The sequence below is a fragment of the Methanomassiliicoccales archaeon genome (assembly GCA_014361295.1).
Classification (GTDB): domain Archaea; phylum Thermoplasmatota; class Thermoplasmata; order Methanomassiliicoccales; family JACIVX01; genus JACIVX01.
In genome coordinates, this window is record JACIVX010000001.1 from 934,608 (window position 1) to 954,618 (window position 20,011).

At 46.0% G+C, this 20,011-nt stretch carries 22 protein-coding genes and 1 tRNA gene; 10 read left to right on the plus strand and 13 right to left on the minus strand.

Annotated features, from left to right (window positions below; genetic code table 11):
• The first annotated feature begins 605 nt into the window (after positions 1 to 605).
• A complete protein-coding gene (locus H5T41_04675; protein ID MBC7108066.1) occupies positions 606 to 1,541 on the plus strand; it encodes a carboxypeptidase regulatory-like domain-containing protein in 936 nt (311 codons plus the stop codon).
• 737 nt (positions 1,542 to 2,278) lie between these two features.
• On the opposite strand, the gene H5T41_04680 is transcribed toward H5T41_04675, so the two are convergent.
• The 5 genes from H5T41_04680 to H5T41_04700 all read right to left on the minus strand — a co-directional run bounded on the left by H5T41_04680 (position 2,279) and on the right by H5T41_04700 (position 3,760).
• Positions 2,279 to 2,351 (minus strand) — tRNA-Pro (locus H5T41_04680).
• A 20-nt stretch (positions 2,352 to 2,371) separates the two neighbouring features.
• Positions 2,372 to 2,563, minus strand: a complete 192-nt coding sequence (locus H5T41_04685) for a DNA-directed RNA polymerase subunit N (protein ID MBC7108067.1) — start codon at positions 2,561 to 2,563, stop codon at positions 2,372 to 2,374.
• Between the two features lie 7 nt (positions 2,564 to 2,570).
• Positions 2,571 to 2,972: a 30S ribosomal protein S9 gene (locus H5T41_04690; GenBank protein ID MBC7108068.1), complete on the minus strand. Its 402-nt coding sequence runs from the start codon at positions 2,970 to 2,972 to the stop codon at positions 2,571 to 2,573.
• Between the two features lie 4 nt (positions 2,973 to 2,976).
• Complete coding sequence (locus H5T41_04695) at positions 2,977 to 3,393, minus strand: 50S ribosomal protein L13 (protein ID MBC7108069.1); 417 nt, start codon at positions 3,391 to 3,393, stop codon at positions 2,977 to 2,979.
• 4 nt (positions 3,394 to 3,397) lie between these two features.
• Entirely contained in the window at positions 3,398 to 3,760 is a 363-nt protein-coding gene (locus H5T41_04700) for a 50S ribosomal protein L18e (GenBank protein ID MBC7108070.1), read from the minus strand.
• A 278-nt stretch (positions 3,761 to 4,038) separates the two neighbouring features.
• Here H5T41_04700 and H5T41_04705 point away from each other — a divergent pair, with 278 nt between their 5' ends.
• Positions 4,039 to 5,079 carry a TIM barrel protein gene (locus H5T41_04705; protein MBC7108071.1) on the plus strand — a complete coding sequence of 347 codons (1,041 nt, stop codon included), beginning with the start codon at positions 4,039 to 4,041 and terminating at the stop codon, positions 5,077 to 5,079.
• Positions 5,080 to 5,095: 16 nt separating this feature from the next.
• Positions 5,096 to 5,626: an SIS domain-containing protein gene (locus H5T41_04710; GenBank protein MBC7108072.1), complete on the plus strand. Its 531-nt coding sequence runs from the start codon at positions 5,096 to 5,098 to the stop codon at positions 5,624 to 5,626.
• Here H5T41_04710 and H5T41_04715 read toward each other — a convergent pair.
• From H5T41_04715 to H5T41_04730, 4 genes are all read right to left on the minus strand, one after another.
• Positions 5,594 to 6,256: a Mov34/MPN/PAD-1 family protein gene (locus H5T41_04715; GenBank protein MBC7108073.1), complete on the minus strand. Its 663-nt coding sequence runs from the start codon at positions 6,254 to 6,256 to the stop codon at positions 5,594 to 5,596. The genes H5T41_04710 and H5T41_04715 overlap by 33 nt on opposite strands.
• Complete coding sequence (locus H5T41_04720; GenBank protein MBC7108074.1) at positions 6,253 to 6,762, minus strand: hypothetical protein; 510 nt, start codon at positions 6,760 to 6,762, stop codon at positions 6,253 to 6,255. Before H5T41_04720 ends, H5T41_04715 begins: the two co-directional genes overlap by 4 nt.
• Positions 6,763 to 7,002, minus strand: coding sequence for a hypothetical protein (locus tag H5T41_04725; protein ID MBC7108075.1), 240 nt, complete (start codon positions 7,000 to 7,002; stop codon positions 6,763 to 6,765).
• A 69-nt stretch (positions 7,003 to 7,071) separates the two neighbouring features.
• Positions 7,072 to 7,896 carry a ThiF family adenylyltransferase gene (locus H5T41_04730; GenBank protein MBC7108076.1) on the minus strand — a complete coding sequence of 275 codons (825 nt, stop codon included), beginning with the start codon at positions 7,894 to 7,896 and terminating at the stop codon, positions 7,072 to 7,074.
• Between the two features lie 364 nt (positions 7,897 to 8,260).
• Here H5T41_04730 and H5T41_04735 point away from each other — a divergent pair, with 364 nt between their 5' ends.
• The 3 genes from H5T41_04735 (at position 8,261) to H5T41_04745 (ending at position 11,553) form a co-directional block, all read left to right on the plus strand.
• The gene (locus H5T41_04735) at positions 8,261 to 9,379 is read left to right on the plus strand and encodes a tryptophan--tRNA ligase (protein ID MBC7108077.1); all 1,119 of its coding nucleotides are present in this window, start codon (positions 8,261 to 8,263) and stop codon (positions 9,377 to 9,379) included.
• Complete coding sequence (gene tsaA, locus H5T41_04740) at positions 9,376 to 9,762, plus strand: tRNA (N6-threonylcarbamoyladenosine(37)-N6)-methyltransferase TrmO (protein ID MBC7108078.1); 387 nt, start codon at positions 9,376 to 9,378, stop codon at positions 9,760 to 9,762. The genes H5T41_04735 and tsaA overlap by 4 nt, the downstream gene beginning before the upstream one ends.
• Positions 9,763 to 10,032: 270 nt before the next feature.
• The gene (locus H5T41_04745; GenBank protein MBC7108079.1) at positions 10,033 to 11,553 is read left to right on the plus strand and encodes a phenylalanine--tRNA ligase subunit alpha; all 1,521 of its coding nucleotides are present in this window, start codon (positions 10,033 to 10,035) and stop codon (positions 11,551 to 11,553) included.
• Here the strand turns inward: H5T41_04745 and H5T41_04750 are convergent.
• Entirely contained in the window at positions 11,513 to 12,820 is a 1,308-nt protein-coding gene (locus H5T41_04750; protein ID MBC7108080.1) for a hypothetical protein, read from the minus strand. The two genes, H5T41_04745 and H5T41_04750, sit on opposite strands and share 41 nt — an antisense overlap.
• A 498-nt stretch (positions 12,821 to 13,318) precedes the next feature.
• Between H5T41_04750 and H5T41_04755 the strand changes: the two genes are divergently transcribed.
• The gene (locus H5T41_04755; GenBank protein MBC7108081.1) at positions 13,319 to 14,152 is read left to right on the plus strand and encodes a transposase; all 834 of its coding nucleotides are present in this window, start codon (positions 13,319 to 13,321) and stop codon (positions 14,150 to 14,152) included.
• A gap of 2 nt (positions 14,153 to 14,154) precedes the next feature.
• Here the strand turns inward: H5T41_04755 and H5T41_04760 are convergent, their stop codons facing one another.
• Positions 14,155 to 14,838, minus strand: a complete 684-nt coding sequence (locus tag H5T41_04760; GenBank protein MBC7108082.1) for a zinc ribbon domain-containing protein — start codon at positions 14,836 to 14,838, stop codon at positions 14,155 to 14,157.
• Positions 14,839 to 15,027: 189 nt separating this feature from the next.
• A complete protein-coding gene (pyrH, locus tag H5T41_04765) occupies positions 15,028 to 15,711 on the minus strand; it encodes a UMP kinase (GenBank protein ID MBC7108083.1) in 684 nt (227 codons plus the stop codon).
• A gap of 68 nt (positions 15,712 to 15,779) precedes the next feature.
• Between pyrH and prf1 the strand changes: the two genes are divergently transcribed.
• The 3 genes from prf1 to H5T41_04780 are packed head-to-tail and all read left to right on the plus strand — an operon-like array spanning position 15,780 to position 19,241.
• Positions 15,780 to 17,030, plus strand: coding sequence for a peptide chain release factor 1 (gene prf1, locus H5T41_04770; protein MBC7108084.1), 1,251 nt, complete (start codon positions 15,780 to 15,782; stop codon positions 17,028 to 17,030).
• A 4-nt stretch (positions 17,031 to 17,034) separates the two neighbouring features.
• Positions 17,035 to 18,750, plus strand: coding sequence for an arginine--tRNA ligase (locus H5T41_04775; protein MBC7108085.1), 1,716 nt, complete (start codon positions 17,035 to 17,037; stop codon positions 18,748 to 18,750).
• Positions 18,747 to 19,241, plus strand: a complete 495-nt coding sequence (locus tag H5T41_04780; protein MBC7108086.1) for a GNAT family N-acetyltransferase — start codon at positions 18,747 to 18,749, stop codon at positions 19,239 to 19,241. Before H5T41_04775 ends, H5T41_04780 begins: the two co-directional genes overlap by 4 nt.
• Here H5T41_04780 and H5T41_04785 read toward each other — a convergent pair whose 3' ends face one another.
• Positions 19,242 to 19,979 carry a lipoate--protein ligase family protein gene (locus tag H5T41_04785; protein MBC7108087.1) on the minus strand — a complete coding sequence of 246 codons (738 nt, stop codon included), beginning with the start codon at positions 19,977 to 19,979 and terminating at the stop codon, positions 19,242 to 19,244.
• Positions 19,980 to 20,011: the final 32 nt, after the last annotated feature.

Here is a 20,011-nt window from a genome sequence, read left to right on the forward strand (position 1 = left end):
GAATAAAATAACTCTTGGCTTTGGATGATGACCTGTATCAGGAAAAAAGGAAATAACAAATGATGAAGTTAGTATTTGGATAGTGTGATTCAAGCAGGAATTTACATTTAGGTGTCAATCCATCCTTTATTATTAGGCAATGTTTCTTGATGGGATGGGAATATGTTCGCGGAGTCGTTAGCCGAATCCCACTTCGATTTGTTGTTCTCTCTCCAGCAATTCAATGCATATGACGGCTTTACAAACAAAGATAACAAGACTGGCAGTATGCCAGATCATGATCAGTTACAATGGGAGCGGACAATGCACGAGAATAAAGAATCGACCCCCAGAGTCCATAATCGACACATAATAGACGCTTTTCAATGCATATCATCCTCCATATCATGGCAATTGCTGTTGGCCAATTTGGATAAGTATATTCAAACCCCATTACCGAGGTCGAAAAAATGATACCTTTCTCACAAAGGCATCTGTGGTCCTGAGATCGCCCTAGATGACTGATCAGGTCAACGGAATTGGATTGCAACTAAATATAACACAAAATGCATGGACACAAATTGGCTCGAAAAATCTAATTATTCTGACATTTATAATAATAATCAATGCCCGCGAAAAGAAAGGTGGTTGTCGCTTTCTTAATCTTATTACTCATTTCATCAATCGTTTTTTCATTACTGTTCTTCCCCCAAATTATTGTTTCTGGAGTAGTCAGGGATGAGGATGGGTATCCAATTAAAGCCGCGAAAGTGATCTCCAAGGGTGTGGTTCATCCCTCCTCGACGCTGACTGACGACTCTGGTCGTTACTCGATTGCAGTTAGAGGATACGGACGCCATACAATCATGGCTATGGCCGAGGGTTACTGGATCCATCTAAGAAATCTCACTGTAATTTATCCAGGTACCTCTTTACGCGAATTCGATTTTGAGTTGACCAAGAATCAACAAATCTATGTGACGATTGTGGGCATCTTCGCTACCGTCGATCTAAACCATACATCGATGCTTACCAAATTTGAGTTTTCGCCTTCGCCAAAAGGGGAAGTCCTCATCCACGACTACGCCCACAAAGGCAGGGACCTCAGGTTCCAGTACCCTTTTGGAGGGACTTATGCCACGAATTACCAATTGCTTTATCGGGTGCTAGTAGAGTTTAGTGGCGAGTATTATGATACACCAGGAAAACCTTGGAACTGCTATGCTACGCAAGTTATTACCTCATGGTGCGGGCCTGGTCTCGCGGATTTCTTAAGTCCTGAAGAGGTTCCTTGCAACATACGTTTCGTTCATTCGGAAAACGTCTTAAATGTAACGAGTTTTCCTACAAGTCAGGCAATTTTACCCGAGAAACTCAGGCCAGTGCTTTCCTTGGACATCCTCGGGAATTCTTTTACCTTTGTTCCGATTGTTGAGCTTATTTACCCTTCCAGTAAAGGACCTGTCCTTGCGCTCCATTTAGAAAACACTGATACCGCGCTTCATGTATATGCAATACATATCGATAGTGCTGGATTTCCCCATGTGTGGGAGATAAGCTGATGCGAGTTGAGCCGTGAATTCTTCAACACTGGGATTCCATTAGGAATGCCTATACAGGTTTTCGTGAACAGTTCAGTTTGCATCATGCGTACTTAATCTCCCACGTCTATCCGATCGACTGCTCTAAGTAACCACTACTCGATCGACAAGATCGGAGCAGTTCTCAAAATTCGGTTCTCTCATCTTTCATTTCGCTCCACCATTCGGCGAAATCGCGGGTTATTTGGTTCCTATCAAATGGAAGTAATGTTCCAAAGGAAGTAGTTGAGGTGTCTGGATTTTTTCACTGATCGTCTGCATCGGCACTTGAGTGAACATATACTTTCTCATCATGATATGTATTTATTCCCGCTCCATTCTCACAAAATTGTTAAATGAATTCCACCGAGAAGAGCGGTTCGTAAAATATCAGATGGGCGAATTCTGATAATCCATCCACATCCATTGAACACAAGAGCACTAAGAATGGCCCCTGAAATTTGATTAGATATACCGTGATAATACTAGGGAAAACACTTCTTGTCTTTTCTATCTGCGTCATCTGTTATCAGATTTAGTGTCATTATCTTGGATTTTAACAAAGTTCGGATCGAAGTGCAATTAATTCGCTGCATCGTACGTATCGAGCGTGGTCGCGTGGGTTAGCAGCTGACGGAGGCGCGGAGAGACACTCCAATCTGGATGGACGAAAAACACGTTATCGGAATCAGAGACGAGTTCACTGGATATGTTTAAAATGGGTCCGTCCAGATTTGAACTGGAGTCACCAGCACCCCAAGCTGGGAGGATTCCAAGCTACCCCACGGACCCATCGGAAAAATGAAAGAGTTTCATCCGAGCGGGATAATTTCGTCGATCAGTTCCGCGTGCGAAATGATCATCCGCCGGCAGCAGTAGCGCTTCACACCGAGATCGTCAAGCACCTGCTTCGGATCCTCGCCCAGCTGGACTCTCCTCACAAATGTCTGATAAAGGCTGCCAATCACCTTTCCACAAGTAAAACATCTTACTGGTATGATCATATTTTCTTCACCTATACGATTTTTGCCGCTTCTTTCTTGCGCCGCGTCCGAGCGGTTTCTTCGGTAGTTTCCTTCGAGGATCGCTGATGAGCAGAGCGCGATCGTACTGCTTAAACATCTTCGCAAGCTCCTCATCCTCAAAAAACTGGACAAGAGCTTTCGCGATCGCTGTCCTTGACGCCTCGGCCTGTCCCATGACACCACCGCCTTGAACGTTGACGTCGATATCAACTGTCGACGCTCTCTCTCCAGCAAGCACCAAGGGTTCCATGATCTTCAATCGGGCCATCTCTGGCGAATAGATGCTGAGAGGTATACTGTTGATCCTTACATTACCTGAGCCCTTTCTAATGACGGCTCGTGCAATTGCGGATTTCCTTTTACCAGTTGTATTGACGATATCGGCCATCGATTCACCTCACCTTCGAACCGAGAAATGCAGAGACGTCGGAAAGGGTTACATACTTACCTGAAATCGGCTTGATCGCCTCTTCCACCTTTTCCATCTCCGCCGATGAGAATTCCTTTGGAACACCAACATAAACCTTCAACCTGCGGTACGCTTCTCTTCCGCTCGGCCTATCAAATGGGATCATACCGCGAACCGTTCTTTTTAAAATGAGATCTGCCCTCCTAGGATAATATGGCCCTCGAAGGTTCTTTCCCCTTTCCCTCTTTTGCTTATACTCAGCGAATATCATTTCCTTTTTCCCTAGGATCAATGCTTTTTCAGCGTTGACGACGACGATCTCTTCTCCTTTCAGGATTCTCTCTGCAATGTTGCTGCAGAGTCTCCCGAGGACATGTCCCTCAGCGTTGATAACGGCCATCATCTCACCCCATAATCCTAATGCCACTGCCGTCAGGCATTTCCTTGACGAGCTGCTCGATCGTCATGCTCTTTCCACCCGCATCTTCAATCTTCTTCCGCGCCGATGATGAGAACTTGAAAGCCGCGACTGTCAGTTTCTTGCTCAGATTACCAGCACCGAGAACTTTGCCAGGAACGACAACGACAGCGCCATCCTCCGAATACCGCTCCAATCTGCTGAGGTTGACCTCTGCCCAATTTCTCCTCGGCTTCTCAAGCCGCCTAGCAATGTCTCGCCAGATTTCCACACCCCGCTCCCGAGATTCCCTTTTCAGGGATTCGATCAGGAGGACAAGGTTTGGATTCGTCTTTTCATTCTTTTTCATTTCTCTGACTCTCCCGACATTGGGTAAAAGGCTCTAATAGGGACTCCTTTAATAAACTTTTGCTCGGATAAATGTGTGTGAATTGAATGCCAGACGAGAAAACAATTATTTCAACAAGAGAAAACACTTTTTTTTCTTGGAGAAAGTACTGATCACTCGAATAAAAGCATTCCAGGCACTCTTCGTCTTCATTCCATTTTAATCCAGAGAATTGCTAACTATTTTGATAGAATTATATATGACCTCTATCATAATCATCCGACACCCGGGGGCGCACGATGATCAGGTTCGGTCCAGCTGGGATTCCTCTTTCTTGTAAAGGCAGAACGCTAAAAGATGGGATTGAAGACGTCCATAATTTGGGTCTCAATGCAATGGAAATCCAGATGGTCAGAGTTAACATCGTTGATCGTCCGCCAGAAGACGAGGAAGTAGGACTAACCCCAATGGAAGTCGAGAACGATCTCGTCGTTGGGATTTTGAGAAAAAAGGGAAAGAAGGAAATCCAGATCATTGATCCATATGAGAAAATCAAAGCCGACGATACCCTGGTGACTCTTGCATCCGGTCTCGCACAGAATTTCCAAGAACTTACGGTTCTGGGGAGAATGGGTGAAGAGCTCGATGTCCAGCTCTCCATGCACACTCCGTATTATATGGATCTTGTGAGCAACACTGAGATGACCGAGAAGAGTATTAACAGCATCAAATGGGCTGCCACGATGACAAATGTGATGAATGGCTCGATTGTCGTGACACATACTGGATTATATGGCGAAGTGGGCAAGAAAAAGGCGAAGGAGAACATCGCGGCAAATCTCGGCCAAGTAATGGATTGGTGGAAAAATCACGAGGTTCGACCAATTCTGGGCTTGGAAACGAGCGGACGACAGGAGGTCTTCGGAAGTCTTGACGAAATTCTCGATCTTTGTGATGAAATTGATGGTATCGTGCCTGTCGTCAACTTTGCACATCTTCACGCACGGGAAAATGGTATTTTGAGGGAGCCGCAGGACTTTGCAGAAGTATTCGATCGCACGAATCAATACGTCGATGGCTGCCACTATGTGCATTTCGCGGGGGTCGAGCACGAGGGTGGCAATGAGAAGAGGATCACACCGATTAAGAAGGGCGATTTGCGATTCGAACCGCTCGCGGAATTTCTCGTGGAGAATATGCCGAACGTCACGATTATCTCGAGCTCACCGCTCCTCGAACACGACGCGATGTACATGAAGGTGATTTTTGAACGAGCCTTGATGAAGAAAGTTACAAAGGGTTCCAAAGTGAAGAAAAACGATCGAGAGGAGAAAGATTGACGTGGAAATCAAGGAAGTGATTTGCTATATCACTAAGGAAGTCCAGGAAACTTTACAAAGGGTAGATCAAAAAGTCGTCGATGAGGTCATCGATTCAATCATCGGTGCGAAGAAGATCTTTCTCTACGGCGTAGGCCGATCTGGACTCGTCGGCCAAGCATTCGCGGTTAGACTTGTGCAGATGGGGTTGGATGTTCATTTCATCGGTGAGATGACAACACCGATTGTCGAAGAAAAAGATCTAGTCATCATAGTATCTAACACTGGTGAAACAATGTCCGCTATTCAGACGGCGAACATTGTGAGGAGGGTTGGCGCGAAAGTCATCGCCGTCACCTCGAACGTCCACTCGAAGTTAAGCCAGGCAGCAAACATCACCGTCGAAATTGCCCCGAAAAAAGATGACCAGAGGAAGAAATACGCACCGCTTGGGACACTTTTTGAGGATTCGACATTCGTGTTTTTTGACTGCATTGTCCCGATCATCATGGCAAGACTGGGGCAGAACGAGACATCACTGCGTAGACGCCACGCGATCTGGGTCTGAACGTAACTCCCTCTTTTTCACGCGCGTTCCGTAGTAAGGATTTTCATATTCATCCCAGTAAATCGCAAATTCCCTCGTCCTGATCGCTTTTCCGTCGAGATAGAACGCTTTTATTTCCTTATTTACAGGATCAATGACGATCGCTGTATGACGACTACTCCTGAATAGAGACCTTTGCGTATATACGTCAGTCGATGACATAAAGCACCCGTGGCCAGGATGCGAATGATACCATCCGACAACGAGGTAATTGAATCCAGCCTCTTCGAGAGAGGCAAATAATTTTTCGAACGCGTCTCTGTCGAATCGAACATGAACGGAGGAGGACTCGAGGTCGGTCGTTACGACATCCTTGACGATCGTGTATTCTTTCCCACCGTTCCTATAAATCCAGCCTAGGAGAAGCCCCATCGCTTCCTTCTGCATCTCGGCGAAACGGATAGAATGATTCCTCATTTTCTCCTCGGCGATCTTGGAAACATACAACTCGTAGCCGTCCCCTTCCATGCGCTTGTACTCCTCCAAGTCTTTCGCGCTCAACCATTTATGCGGCTTTGTCCTTTCAAATGGAGGTGGCGGGCGCTCCTCGATTTTTATTTCTTCCGCCCCGAGGATGCGGAGCTGTTTCAATCAGATCTCACCACCTTGGGCGTCGGAGAATAGACAATTGGAGGAGTCTTGATTTTTGCCCGATTGAAATAGGACGCAGCGGATGTACAGCTCTCCGTTCCGAACGGACTCGAAGGATTGGGGGCGAGGAGGAGGGCTTCAATCCCCTTGATGAATGATAGCAAAGTTGAATTAAATCCCCACTCATCGAGGAGTTTTGTACATAGATGTCCACCGTCTTCTGGCATCATGATATTTGGATGGAATATGGGCGTTCTCCAAATGACCAGCGGCTTTTCGAACGGATAATCCCTCCCGATCAAAATCGAAAATCGGTGTTCATATCGTTTTTCAATTTTTCCATCTTCACACACAAAACCTGGAACTCCCTTCAGCTCAATCTCGATATTGATCGGAAAGCTACGCAAATTTTCATTAGAGAGATCGATTGGATGTCTTAGATAACGAGTGCATATCGCGAGCTCGTTCCTGAGTCGAGAAATAAGAATGTCAAGAGGGAGGGACATTCATCCGCCCTCGGGATCTGGAATCAGCTCGAGTTCATCGTTACTAAGAATCCCAGCCTCAGCGACGGTCTGCTGACCTCGCAAAAGCCGCCTGCCTCGTCTGAGAACATAAGCCCCAGCATCCTTCTCCCAATACCCTGCTGCACCTTCGATAATGTCATCGATCGTGTTTTCTCCTTCTAATTCCATTTCAACGGTCGCTCCTGATTCAGCATTCCTCACTTTGACTCTGAGCGGCATAAAACCACAGAAAGCCAAACAGGCGGAATGCTCATTAAAGCTTTTGATCACAGTTAATTAATTCGATTCTCACGAATGAGAATACGGATGAATAGAATTAGATAGATTTGAAAGATGAACCGGACACATCGGATCTAATGAAACTTCAAATGAGTCAAAGGTATTAAGCAATCCGTTGTAATAGCAAACATGCCTGATACAATTTTCCTTCTTTCCGCTGATAATCTTGAGTCCTTCTCTCACCTGGATTGCTGCAATAATGCTCGTCGTCGTGATTTCTGCGGGGATTTTAGGCTCGTAAATTGAAATATCTGCACCGGTACAACTGAATCGTTTCTCGAGAATTTTCGCGTGCGTTTTGTTTGTTGCGCATTGCAGGCAAGGAGTATCAGGAGGCAGTACAACCTGGATTTTTCCAGTTGTGCCATCGGTTCCTCCGTCAATATACGGAACACCATAATAGTACGCGTGAGCATTCAAATGCAGTCGAGCGCCGATGTTGTCAAAACAACCGAAAACAACATCGTAATTCTTCAAACATCTCAAATCGATTTCCTCGATTCTTGAATTGATCGGCGTGATGTTTATCTCTGGATTAAGTTCTTTGGCCCGCTTTGCGATGATTTCGGCCTTCATCGATTTTCTTAATGCGTCCTCTTCCCTGAAAAGGACACACCGATTGAGATTTGAACGCACGACATAATCCATGTCGACAAGCACAATCGATCTTACGCCAGAAAGTACTAGATTTTTGATGACTTCGTTTCCAAGGGCGCCAGCCCCAGCCACGAAACACCTCGCCGACTCGATTCTTTCCATGTCGAGCCATCTGATCCTTCTTGATCGATCGAACCTATCTTCGTCAATTGCACCTATCCTGATCAAGGCACTCATCCTTTGGTGGAATATGACGGCGATAAATAAAACGAACTTCAATATTCGAGTCTGTGAGAATCATGCCCTATCAACGAAGAAAGACCCAGTCTCCTTTTTCGAAACAAGAAAATGGCATTTTCATAGAGCACGATTCGGCCAAAAAATGCGTTTTCCAAAGTACAAAAATTGAATTCTGATACAGAGGGTATCATCAAGCCCCCAATTTTCGTGCAAATTGTATGGTAGATTCCTGCATCGAATTATAATTAATCAAGCTACTCCCATATATCCATTGACAAGACCATCCTGATCTTATTAAAAATGCCAGGTTCTTGGAAAAATTCATTACACGGCAAGCTCTTTTCCAGCCTGCGGTGCACTAATGAACAATGAGTTTACTGTAACACCTTGGGAAGTCACTGGTGAAATCGATTACGACCTATTGCTAGAGAGATTCGGAACGAAAAGGATCGACGACGAGATGCTTGAAAGACTCTCAAAATATGGCGATCTGCACCCCATGCTACGCCGGGGTATTACATACTCGCACCGAGATCTTGACTGGATCTTGGACAAATACGATGCTGGTGAAAAATTCGTTCTCTACACCGGTCGTGGCCCTTCTGGAAATACTCATATCGGACATCTTGTCACGTGGATGTTTACCAAGTACCTCCAAGACGTTTTCGGGGCTAAGCTCTATTTTCAAATGACCGACGACGAAAAATTCCTTTTTAACGATAATCTAACGCTTGAAGATACGAGGAAAAACGCCTACGAGAACGCCCTCGATGTCATCGCTTTAGGATTCGATCCAGCGAAGACGAAGATTTTCCTCGACACCGAATACATTCGAACTCTTTATCCAATCGCGCTCAAAGTCGCGAAAAAGGTCACATTTTCGACGGCACGGGCGGTTTTTGGATTTGACCACAGTAACAACATAGGGTCGATTTTCTACACGAGCATCCAGGCGGCACCAGCTTTCTTAGAGTCCGAATTGCAGGGAAAGAATGTACCTTGTTTGATTCCCTGCGGAATTGATCAAGACGCGCATTTCAGGGTCGCGAGGGATGCCGCTCCGCTGCTCGGATATTACAAGCCCGCACTCATTCACAACAAGATGTTCCCGAGCCTCATGGGCGGGAATAAAATGTCATCATCCCAGCCAGAAACCACGATCTTCACGACTGACGATGCGCAGGCTGTAAAGAAGAAAATTGCGAACGCATTTACGGGCGGCGCCGTTTCTGCCGCGGAACAGAGGAAACACGGAGGAAAACCAGACGTTTGTTCTGTGTTCAAATATGAATACTTTCTTTTCGAACCTGATGATGAGAAGCTGAATCACCTCTACGACGCGTGTAAGAAGGGCGAAATCCTTTGCGGCGAATGCAAGAAACGGTTGACAGAGAGAATTGTCAAATTCCTCGAAGCACACCAAAAGAAACGGGAGCAGGCGCGAGAGAAACTCGAGGCGTTCATATTAAGGGATGGATGATGGAAATCAAACCAATTGGCTACGTGAAAAATGATGCAGAGAAGGACGTTGATTTCGATGAGCTGATTTCAAGAGTTGAAGTCCTTCCGGACTATGTAGATGGACTTTACAGGATTGAAGAATGCGATGAACTTGAGATCATCTTTTATTTTCACAAATCCAACTCGTATAAATTAAGGGTGCACCCCCACCACGACCCGACACAGCCTGAGGTGGGTGTCTTTTCATCGAGGAGCCCAAACAGGCCAAATTTTCTTGGTCTCACGAGGGTCAAATTATTGAGGCGTGATGGGAACGTTCTATTCGTTAAGGGGCTGGATGCGTTTAATGGAACACCAGTCATCGATATCAAACCAGTCACAAGGCGAGATCAGAGAAAGTAGGTGAGGGTATCTCGAAGCCTGGGCTCTGCAGATTTGATAACTCAAAACAAAGACCTTTATTTGCAAAAATGGACCGCCCTAAAGAACCCTAAATTTGCTTATTGCGGGAATCGGAAAAACATACAGGTAGCCATCCATCACCCAGCAACAATCGTTCTCACATGTATCCAGAAGCAAAAAAACGAATAACGATCATAGATCTTAGAATAAAAAGCCAGATGGCAGGAAGGCAAAATGACAAATAGTCCTCTGATTTTTATCCCTTTTTGCATGGAGATTCCAGAGATCATCGAAAGCCTCAGCCCCAACGAAAAACGAGTTCTCATCGCACTGAAGGATCTCGGTGGAATTGGGACTCCTGAGGATGTAATGAAAAGGGGAAATTTCAGGCAGCTTGTCGAGGTCATGAATGCTGCTTCCTGGCTTCAGTCAAAAGAGCTCGTACGCATCGAAGAGAGCGCAAAGAAGGTTTATTCATTAAAGGACCAAAAGATTATTGAAGAGGGATTGCCTGAACGGAGGGCACTCAATGCAATTCATTCTCGTGGCGGGATGATCGACGCCCATGATCTCGAAGGAGTTCTTAATAAAGAAGAAATTCCCATTGCTATAGGATGGCTCAAGAGAAAAGGGCTTGTGGATATCAAGAAAGACAGTTCAAGAACGTTACTGGAGCTTACGAACCAGGGTAGAAAGGTAGTATCCTCAGAGATGGAAGACGAAAAAATTCTCAAGCTGCTTGGGGAAAGAGAGGTCCTTGAGGGCGAAGCGGATAAGAAGATTATTGAACGATTGAAGTCTCGCCAGAACTTGATCAACGAGAGACTCGTGGTAAGGAGAAAGCTGATTTTGACGGAACTAGGATCGAAAATTGCTTCACAGAAGCTCGAGGCGAGAGAGGAAGTCGGTCAGATTACACCAGATCTTATACAAACCGGACGGTGGCGGGACGTCACACTGAGGAAGTACGACATCAGAACTTATGCACCCTCCGCGTATCCAGGAAAGAAGCATCCCATTACGAGAATGGCTTCGGAGGTGCGGAGAATCTTTGTTCAGATGGGATTTAAGGAAATCGATGATGAGTACGTTCAGGCGGCGTTCTGGAACATGGATGCGCTTTTCACACCACAGGATCACCCAGCGAGAGATCTTCAGGACACTTTCTATCTGAAAAATCCTGCGAAGATTCCGCTAGAGGACGAGGAACTCGTTAAAAAAGTCAAAGAAATGCATGAAACAGGAGGCTGGACTGGTTCGACTGGTTGGCGATATAGGTGGAGAAGAGAGGAGGCAGAAAAGGCGCTGCTACGAACGCATACAACAGTTGCGACAATCCGTTATCTTGCAAAGAATCCTAACCCGCCAATCAAAGTTTTCTCGATCTCAAGGATTTTTCGTAATGAGGCGATCGACGCAACGCACTTGCCAGAGTTCATGCAAATCGAGGGCATTGTCGTTGAAGAGGGGGCAAACTTCGACATGCTCTGTGGCATTTTAAAAGAATTTTACCGACAGATGGGGTTCAAAAAACTAAGATTCCGACCAGGTTATTTCCCATACACTGAGCCATCGCTCGAAGTCGAGGTTTTTCACAATGGAAAATGGATGGAGCTCGGCGGTGCGGGAATTTTCAGACCCGAAGTGACGGCACCGTTCGGCGTGAAACACAATGTGCTGGCGTGGGGACTTGGTTTCGAAAGAATCGCAATGCTGCGGTGGAACCTGACAGATATCAGGGAACTTTATATCAGCGATATCGATCTCCTGAGAAAGAGTCCGATTTTTTAGTAGCCGCTAGTTTCGCGCTGATTTCCATCGATTTATCCTTCATGCCGAGGAGCAAATATGCTTCGGCAAGAGCCTTGATCACCTTCGAACCATCCTGATTTTTAAGCAGTCCGAGACTTTTGCTAAAACATTTGACTGCTTCCTGCCCGTTTCCCAAACTCATATGTACCAGGCCGAGCTGGTAGTAAAGCCTGTCGAGAAATTCTGGATCTCGCTTTTTCAACTGCATCGGCAGAATTGATTCTAAAATGCTCCTTGCTTCGTCATAACGCTTGAGGCCGATGAGTGCGTCAACAATCTCGCATTCGAGCCTCACATTACTACTGTCATCGCCAAATAATTTTTTCCCCTCGGTGAAGTATACAAGTGCTTCTTCAAAGTTGTTCTTGCCCCGCGCGACGAGGCCTTTGATCATTTTCCCTTCCGCCTGTTCCCTCGTCGTTGAGAATCCCTCAAGTTTGCTCGCCAATTTGCTTGCAAAGTCATTATGACCAGTTTTTAGCGCGACCTCGGCGGCGAAAATGAAGACCTTGCCAGCATACCTTTCGGAGGGATTTGTCATGAGTGATGCGATCGAAAAGAGATCCTCATCAGCATCCGCAATCAGATGCTGCCGTCTGTTCGCAATCAATATCTCCGCCTCGCGCATCCTACCAGCCTCGATAAGATGATACAATCGCTCCCTGTAATCGCCTTCCTGCAGCCAGTAATCCGCCGCAAAACTATGATATCGCTTCAAGTCAGAAGGCTCAACGAGTTGCACGATCGCTTTTCTCAAATCTTCCGGGATCTCGACTATCCCGTCTGGATTCGTTGGCAGTAAAGCGATGCTCGTCTCCGGCAAAGCCGATCTTCTGAAAGGTTTCCTGAATACGCAAGCCTGCGCGAGAATTGGTCGGAATTTGCCATCGATCGAATTCCACAGCTCTTCGCCTTTACACTTTCTCAAATCTAACAACGGTGTAATGGCGATTCCTTCCTTCTCGGCGAACTCGCGAATCTTCTGTGCTCGCCCTTCTCCCTTTGGCGTCAAAAAATAGACCTTTCGTTTCGTTTTCCCTTTCTTGACATGTGCAAGACGTTCGATGACCTCCGAAGTTTCTTTGAGCTTCTTGAGCTCGATAGCCGCATGCGCTCTTGAAATCCTTATCGCCGAAGCGATTCCGTCTTGGCTGACTTCCATCGGCACATCGTATTCATCCTGAAATCGTGAATACTGGGAAAGATGGAGAACGATTCTCTCGGCAACAGTAAGTGAAGCGGGCATGTGGGGTTTATCGGATATCCAGATATATAGATATACGGAAAACATTACCCATCCTGATTATCATACCTGATTACGAAATATTTCCCTGTAGGGGCTTCGCTAGCACTGAGATTCTATGACGTTTAAATGGAATAAAAAGTTAAATGGAATAAAAAGAGCCTTCTCGAAGAAGGATTTAGTAAGAGCGCTCTATAGGTTGACCCGAGACGAGATTTCAATGAGATGGGAATTATTTCATTCTCGGTTATGGGTTTTGGAACTTAATCTCTTCACGAATCGAATAGATAAGAATTATTCCAATCATACAAAATCGCTTGGACAGAGGATGCCGTGCCAAAAGACGCTTGCTTATCATCGTTTGGCCGATGAAGGGTATTGTTTTAAATCGCCAGTACTCTCATCAGATTTTCTTACTGTCGACAACAGCAACAACATACGCTCGAAAAGATTCAATTGAAGTGAAGTCATCTGTGGGTGAAAACATTAAGTGTTGATACCATGAGAATACTTATCTGCAGCTCGCCAGATAAAGCCAGTGTTAATATTAGGGACACCCTCTTGTCCTTATTTGAATGGTCAGAAATCGACGATTTCGAAGGACATCCAATTTTTGTTCGCGGCGACAACATACTTGTCACGATAAATCAGCTTCATCTTTATGCCAATCGTATCGATCAAAAAATTGCTGAAGCAGTTGATTCTGAAATTACCGAAATTATTTTCTTGTCAAGGCATAAAGCAGCCTCGGGAATACACACGTTAACAGTCCATCCGATCGGGAATTTCGGTGTTGCTGAGTACGGCGGATTTGATAAGGCGCTTGTCCCTTCTGCACATCACTCGATGACTGAGATCCTGAGACAGCTGAAGAGATCAGCGAAAGATCTTCCGTTTGAGGTCTCCTTTGAAGTAACCCACCACGGCCCTTACCTCGATAAGCCAACATTGTTCGTTGAGATCGGAAGCGATGAATCGATGTGGGAAGACAAGAAAGCGGCAATCGCAATCGCGAAAAGTATCATGCAGTTGCAGATTTCTGTCAATCCAGTCTTGATAGGTATTGGTGGAGGGCATTACGCACCTCGGTTCACGGAAGTTGCCCTGACGAAGAGGGTTTCTTTCGGGCATATGATACCAAACTACGCAATAGAAAATGCAAACGAAGATGAAATGATGGAAATCATTAAAATGGCGTACGAGAGAACTCCTGGTGCTGAGTTTGCATATCTCCACAAGAAATCGATGAAACGCTCAATTGTCACAAAACTGAAACATCTTCTTAACAGGCTTAATATCGAAGCAATTGAAAGCAAATCGCTTCAGGACCTCTAGTCCTATTTCTGTCTTCTACCACAGATAGGGCAAACAATCCAGCTTTCATCAAGTGGCGATCCACAATTCACGCAGGTCTTTCCGCGAACTGAATCTTCCATCGGCGTCCGCTTTGCATCAAAAGATGCGGTATGACGTTTCGTTGAAAATTCTGGTCGGGGTGAATACCATGTGGAAGTGGCGTGTCGGTGACCGACGTGACCAAGAAGAAGCACGAGTGATCCTGCAAAAACGAGGACACTGCCAAAAACGGCTACAAAGGCAGCAGCCCCATATTTCACTCCTGGTATAATCCCTATCGAAAAGTCATCGGTTATCCACAAGATGGAGATCGCGATAATGATTATGCAAATCATCGATGAGAGAAATGATGCTGCTGACCAGATGGCAGTATGGGGGCGAGTGCTAAGTTTCGAAACGATCTCAGCGATCGTGAGAATGATCACTGCGATAGAAATGGCAATGAGAAGATACATGATCAAATAATTCTCACTGCGACCAACAAGGTCGCCAACTGTGAGTGAGTTCGAGACCATATGAGGACGGGAGATTTCAACCCAGGGTAAAAGAAATGTGATGAGAATCAATATGATTCCGATTGAATTGAAAAAAACACCGAGCATGAGCGCAGGGTGCAACCCACCCTTCGAACTCGGTGATCGAATCGTCCTCCGAGATTTTTTCATCCAGTCAGCCCCTTCACCCTCGAGATTTTCCATTTAGTCTATTGTATCTCTATTGTATCTGATCGACATCGACCATTATAAAACCTAACACAATCACCTTATTGAAACGAAATTATTTCAATCAAATTGGAGGACCTAATCGATCTATTGAGTATTTCGAAGAAGCAAGATAATCGCTGTGCCACATTGTCAATCAAAAATGACGGTCCCATTTATACTTCTCCCACGAACCGCGTTTTCAAGTTCCTCGAGATTCCTCCCGTTGACGATATAAATCGGGATTCTCGCTTTCATTGCGATCTGAGCGCCAAGCTTATCGAAAACGTCAGAAGATCCTGCCTCATGTCCGCCCTTGTCCACGAGACCAAGTAATTCCCTGAAACTCAGCTTTGCAAACCTTTTAGCATTCGAAACTTTTTTCGGATCCGCGGAGTACGCAGCGTCAACAGATGTGGCGTTAATGATCCTGCTTGCAGAAGCCTCCTTCGCGACAAGTGCTGAGACTGCATCCGTTGTATGACCTGGTACCGTGCCGCCCATGATCACAACATTATAGCTCGACATCAACCTCGCCGCATCCTCTGTAGTTTCAGGAATCCGAGGAGCGGCAATGTCGCGCAGCGAGAAATGGAGGAGTCTCGCGTTGAGTCTTGTCACCATAATACCCAATTCATCGAGCTCATCCTTGCTCAATCCCATTTCTTTTCCGATCGAGATATAATAACGGGCGATCTTTCCCCCGCCGCAGACGATGCATATACGATAATCTTTGGACAATTCCTTGATCAGATTCAGGAACTTCATGATGAACACCGCGTCGTTGTCCCCGGGAACGAGGACTGAACCACCCATAGAGATTACTACACGTTCCATATGGACACCAACAGGTTTAGATACTGTAATTTCTTTTGGCGTACAAAAAAGAGTAGGTTGTAGGTGAAATGGAATCGACGGCTGTTGCCGGTGAAAAACTCACGGACAAACAAAAGTATGATTTTAAAAGGGCAATAGAAGAGATTAGGCAACTCCATGGCCGCGGCACCGAGCTCATCTCTCTTTATATCCCTCCAGATAAACAGATTTACGATGTCGCGGCGTACCTGAGAAATGAATATTCTCAATCGTCGAACATTAAGTCGCAGAGCACGAGGAAGAATGTCCAGGGCGCGATACAATCAATCTTATCCCGCCTTAAAGCGTACAAAAAGCCACCACCGAACGGTTTGGTGATTTTTGTCGGGGAAGTTGCGGTCGGGGGAGATCAGACACGAATGACTCAGTTCGTTCTCGAACCACCCGAGCCGATCACCACGTTCCTCTACAGGTGCGACTCGGAGTTCTACCTAGACCCACTTCTTGACATGTTGACGGAAAAGAAAGCTTACGGCATGATTGTCATTGATCGCAGTGAAGCAACGATCGGAGTTCTTAGAGGTAAGAGAGTCCAGGTGATTAAGAATATCCAGTCACTCGTTCCCAGCAAGCACAGAATGGGAGGGCAGTCAGCACTAAGATTCGAACGACTCATCGAGATCGCAGCCCATGAGTTTTTTACAAAGGTTGCCGAGACAGCCAACGAAGTGTTCCTGAACATGAAAGATCTCCAAGGTATCCTCATCGGTGGACCTGGTCCCACAAAGGACTATTTTTATGAGTCAGGTTACCTCCATCACGAACTTCAGAAGAAGGTCATCGATACCTTTGATACTGGCTACACCGACGAATACGGGTTGAGAGAGCTGATGGAGAAGGCAAAGGAGAGACTTGAAGATCTCGATCTCATGAGAGAGAAGCGACTCATGCAACGATTACTAGAAGAGATCAGAAAGAGCGACGGGGGACTTGCAGCTTATGGAGAGGAAGAGGTGAGGAGAAACCTCTTAATCGGCGCCGTCGACACGTTGCTCGTATCCGAAGGTTTAAGAAAGCGAAGAATCGGCCTGGAATGCAGCAATTGCGGTTATAAGCAAGTGAGCACAATAGAAAAAACACCAGAAAATCTCCAGTGCCCTCTCTGCGGATCACAAACATCGATTACGACTGATGTCGATCTCATCGATGAATTCTATGAGCTTGCAGAAAAGGTTGGAACAAAAGTCGAACTCATTTCGAATGACTCGGAAGAGGGCGAGATGCTTTTAAAGGCCTTTGGAGGAGTCGCCGCAATACTTCGCTTCAGAACGGGGGGATAGACTTTTGGATCCGATTGAACCTTTCAGAAAGGAGGTAGAATCCTCAATCACAAGAGCTCTCGAAGAGCTCCGTCTTGTCAGCTCTTGGAATTTGGAAATTCCACCAGCTGAAATCGCCGATTTCGCGTTGCCATGTTTTCAATTTGCGAAGGAAATGAAAAAATCCCCAGCTATGATCGCTTCGGAATTGCTTGCGAGATTACCTACAATGAATCTCGTGTCGAGGACATGGACAGACGGCGGGTATATCAATTTCAAGATCGATGATGAAAAGCTCACATCTATCACGCTCGAGACGATCTTGAAAGAGAAGGAGAATTATGGGAGAGCAGATCGAAAAGGGGTTGAGGTTCTCCTCGAGCACACATCGGTTAACCCGACGGGGCCGATACACGTTGGGAGGGCAAGAAATCCGCTCATAGGCGATACGCTGGCGCGATGCATGAGAATGGCGGGCTACGATGTCGTGACGGAGTATTATGTGAACGATGTCGGGAAACAAGTCATCCTTCTCACATGGGGCGTTGAAAATATACCCCCTGAAAGTGTACCAAAAAGCGAGAGGGATAAGGCGGATCACAGACTCGTCGGCTTCTATCAAAAAGCGAATGAAATGATGGAGAATGATCCCAAAATCACAGATGAGATTGCAGAGATGCTCAGACGCTTCGAATCTGGCGATGAGGCGATCATTAATAAGGTTCGTAGTACAGCTCAGGCGATCCTCGACGGAATCAATCAAAGCTTGATCGACATCAACGTTAGAATTGATCGATTTGTCTGGGAATCACAATTCATCCTCGATGGAAGTGCGAAGGAAGTCGTCGAGCGCCTAAAGAAAACTAAGTATTGTCACGAGGAGGCTGGCGCTTATTACCTTGATCTCGAAGAATTCGGAATCAAGGGTCGCGACACTAAGTTTTTCTTTACCCGAAGCGACGGGACAACGCTTTACACGACGAGGGATCTCGCATACCATCTTGATAAATTCAAGCGGGCGGATCATGTGATCAACGTACTTGGAGAAGATCAGAAGCTTGGTATGACCCATCTCGAAGCCGCTCTCAAGATATTGGGTATTGAACAAGCGCCTGAAAACGTTTTCTATTCCTTTGTCTCTTTACCAGAAGGACGAATGTCGACGAGGAGAGGGAGAGTTGTCACGCTCGACGATCTGATCGAAGAGGCTGAGGAAAGAGCACTAGAAGAAGTGAAACAACGGAGGACCGATCTGCCCGAGGAGAAAATGAAAGCGATCGCGCGATTAATCGGAAGAGGGGCGATCAGGTACAACATTATACGCATCCAGGCGGAGAAGCCTATCGTCTTCAAATGGAAGGAGGCGCTCAATTTCGAGGGCAACAGTGCTCCTTTCGTTCAGTATGCACATGCGAGGGCGTGTAGTATCCTCAGGAAAGCTGGAAAATATGAAAGAATTGTCGATCCTTCCTTGCTCCAGGACGATTATGAAAAAAGACTTATTCGAATCCTCGCAAGATTTCCAGGTGTCATTAAGGAAGCTGGAGAAAAAAGAAGGATTCACATTATCCCCGCTTACGGTCATGAACTAGCTTCAGCCTTCAATCAATTCTATACATATGTTCCGGTCCTTAAAGGGGGGGATAAAATGAATGCGAGGCTGACGCTCGTTGAATCCTCGATGTGGACCCTGAAGAATTGTCTCGAAGTCATGGGACTCGGAGCACCGGAGGAGATGTGATGTTAGAAATCGAGCCGATGAAAGAGGAAGATCGCGGGCCTGTCAGAGCGCTCGAACTTTTTTGCATAAGGGAGACACTTGAACCCTCGCTCACGAAGAAGTGGAGCGACCTGTCGCAGGATTTGATCGACCAGCTCGGTGCGTCATCGAAGTATTCGTTTGAACATTATGTTCGAGCTGGCCTCAGTTATGTTGCAAAAGAGAATTCAATCCTCGTCGGGTTTATTTTCGCACAGATATTACCGCACATCCTGAGCGTGCCGAAAATCGTATGGGTTGAGAATCTCGGCGTACATCCAGAGTACAGAAGAAAGGGCATAGCTTACAGATTGTTGAGAACTGTTGCGATCGAAGGCAAAAAACGCGGTGCAAAGGCGGTGCACAGCACGATCATGCCTGATAATATCAAGTCAATCATGCTACATAAGAAAGTGGGATTCTTTGTTGACAGCAGAAAGATCGCGTTGCTTGACCTCGATCGGTTCGAGTGATCACCTGAGGAGCGCGTATTCATCCTTTCCGTATTTTTCTTCAGTGAGTTGCCTGATCGTCTTTTCTTCAAAATGTGTCAAGACGCCTTTGACGATTTCAACTTGGAATTCTTCGGCAAACGCGCGAATGAGCGCTTTCTTCACCTCATCCACAGAAGGTTTTCTGCCGAGCTCGATCGCCAGTGATGTCATTTCCTCTGGTGTTCTGATTTTCTTCTTTTTTGTTTTCAAAATTCGGAACATGAGATCAAAATCTGCATCGATGATCAATGTTCCATGCTGGAGGACAATATTCCACTTTCTAACTTGAGCGCTTCCCGAGATCTTCTTCCCGTTGACAACGACATCATTGATCGGCTTAAAATCCGCAGCAACACCAAGAAGACCGAGAGCCCTAATTATCGCGCCACAAATAATTCTGTAGGTGTCATTTGGGTTTTCTGGCACAACCTCGTTATCAACAACCACAGAATAGATAATCTGATCCTGATCTGTGTAAATCGCGCTCCCTCCGCTGACTCTTCTGACGATATGTGCCCCGATTCGCTTCGCGAGTTCGAGATTAACGTTTTCCTCAATCTTCTCGAAATAACCGAGTGAAATCGTCGGGCGATCTCTGCGATAAAGATGAAGTGTATTCGGAACGAGATTTTTGTGTCTCGCGATCATGATCGCCTCATCGGCAGCTGATGTGTAAGGGGGACTGGCGAGATCGGTATCCAGCAGGCGCCAAATCATGATAATGCAAGAATTAGAGAAAATAAAAAGAT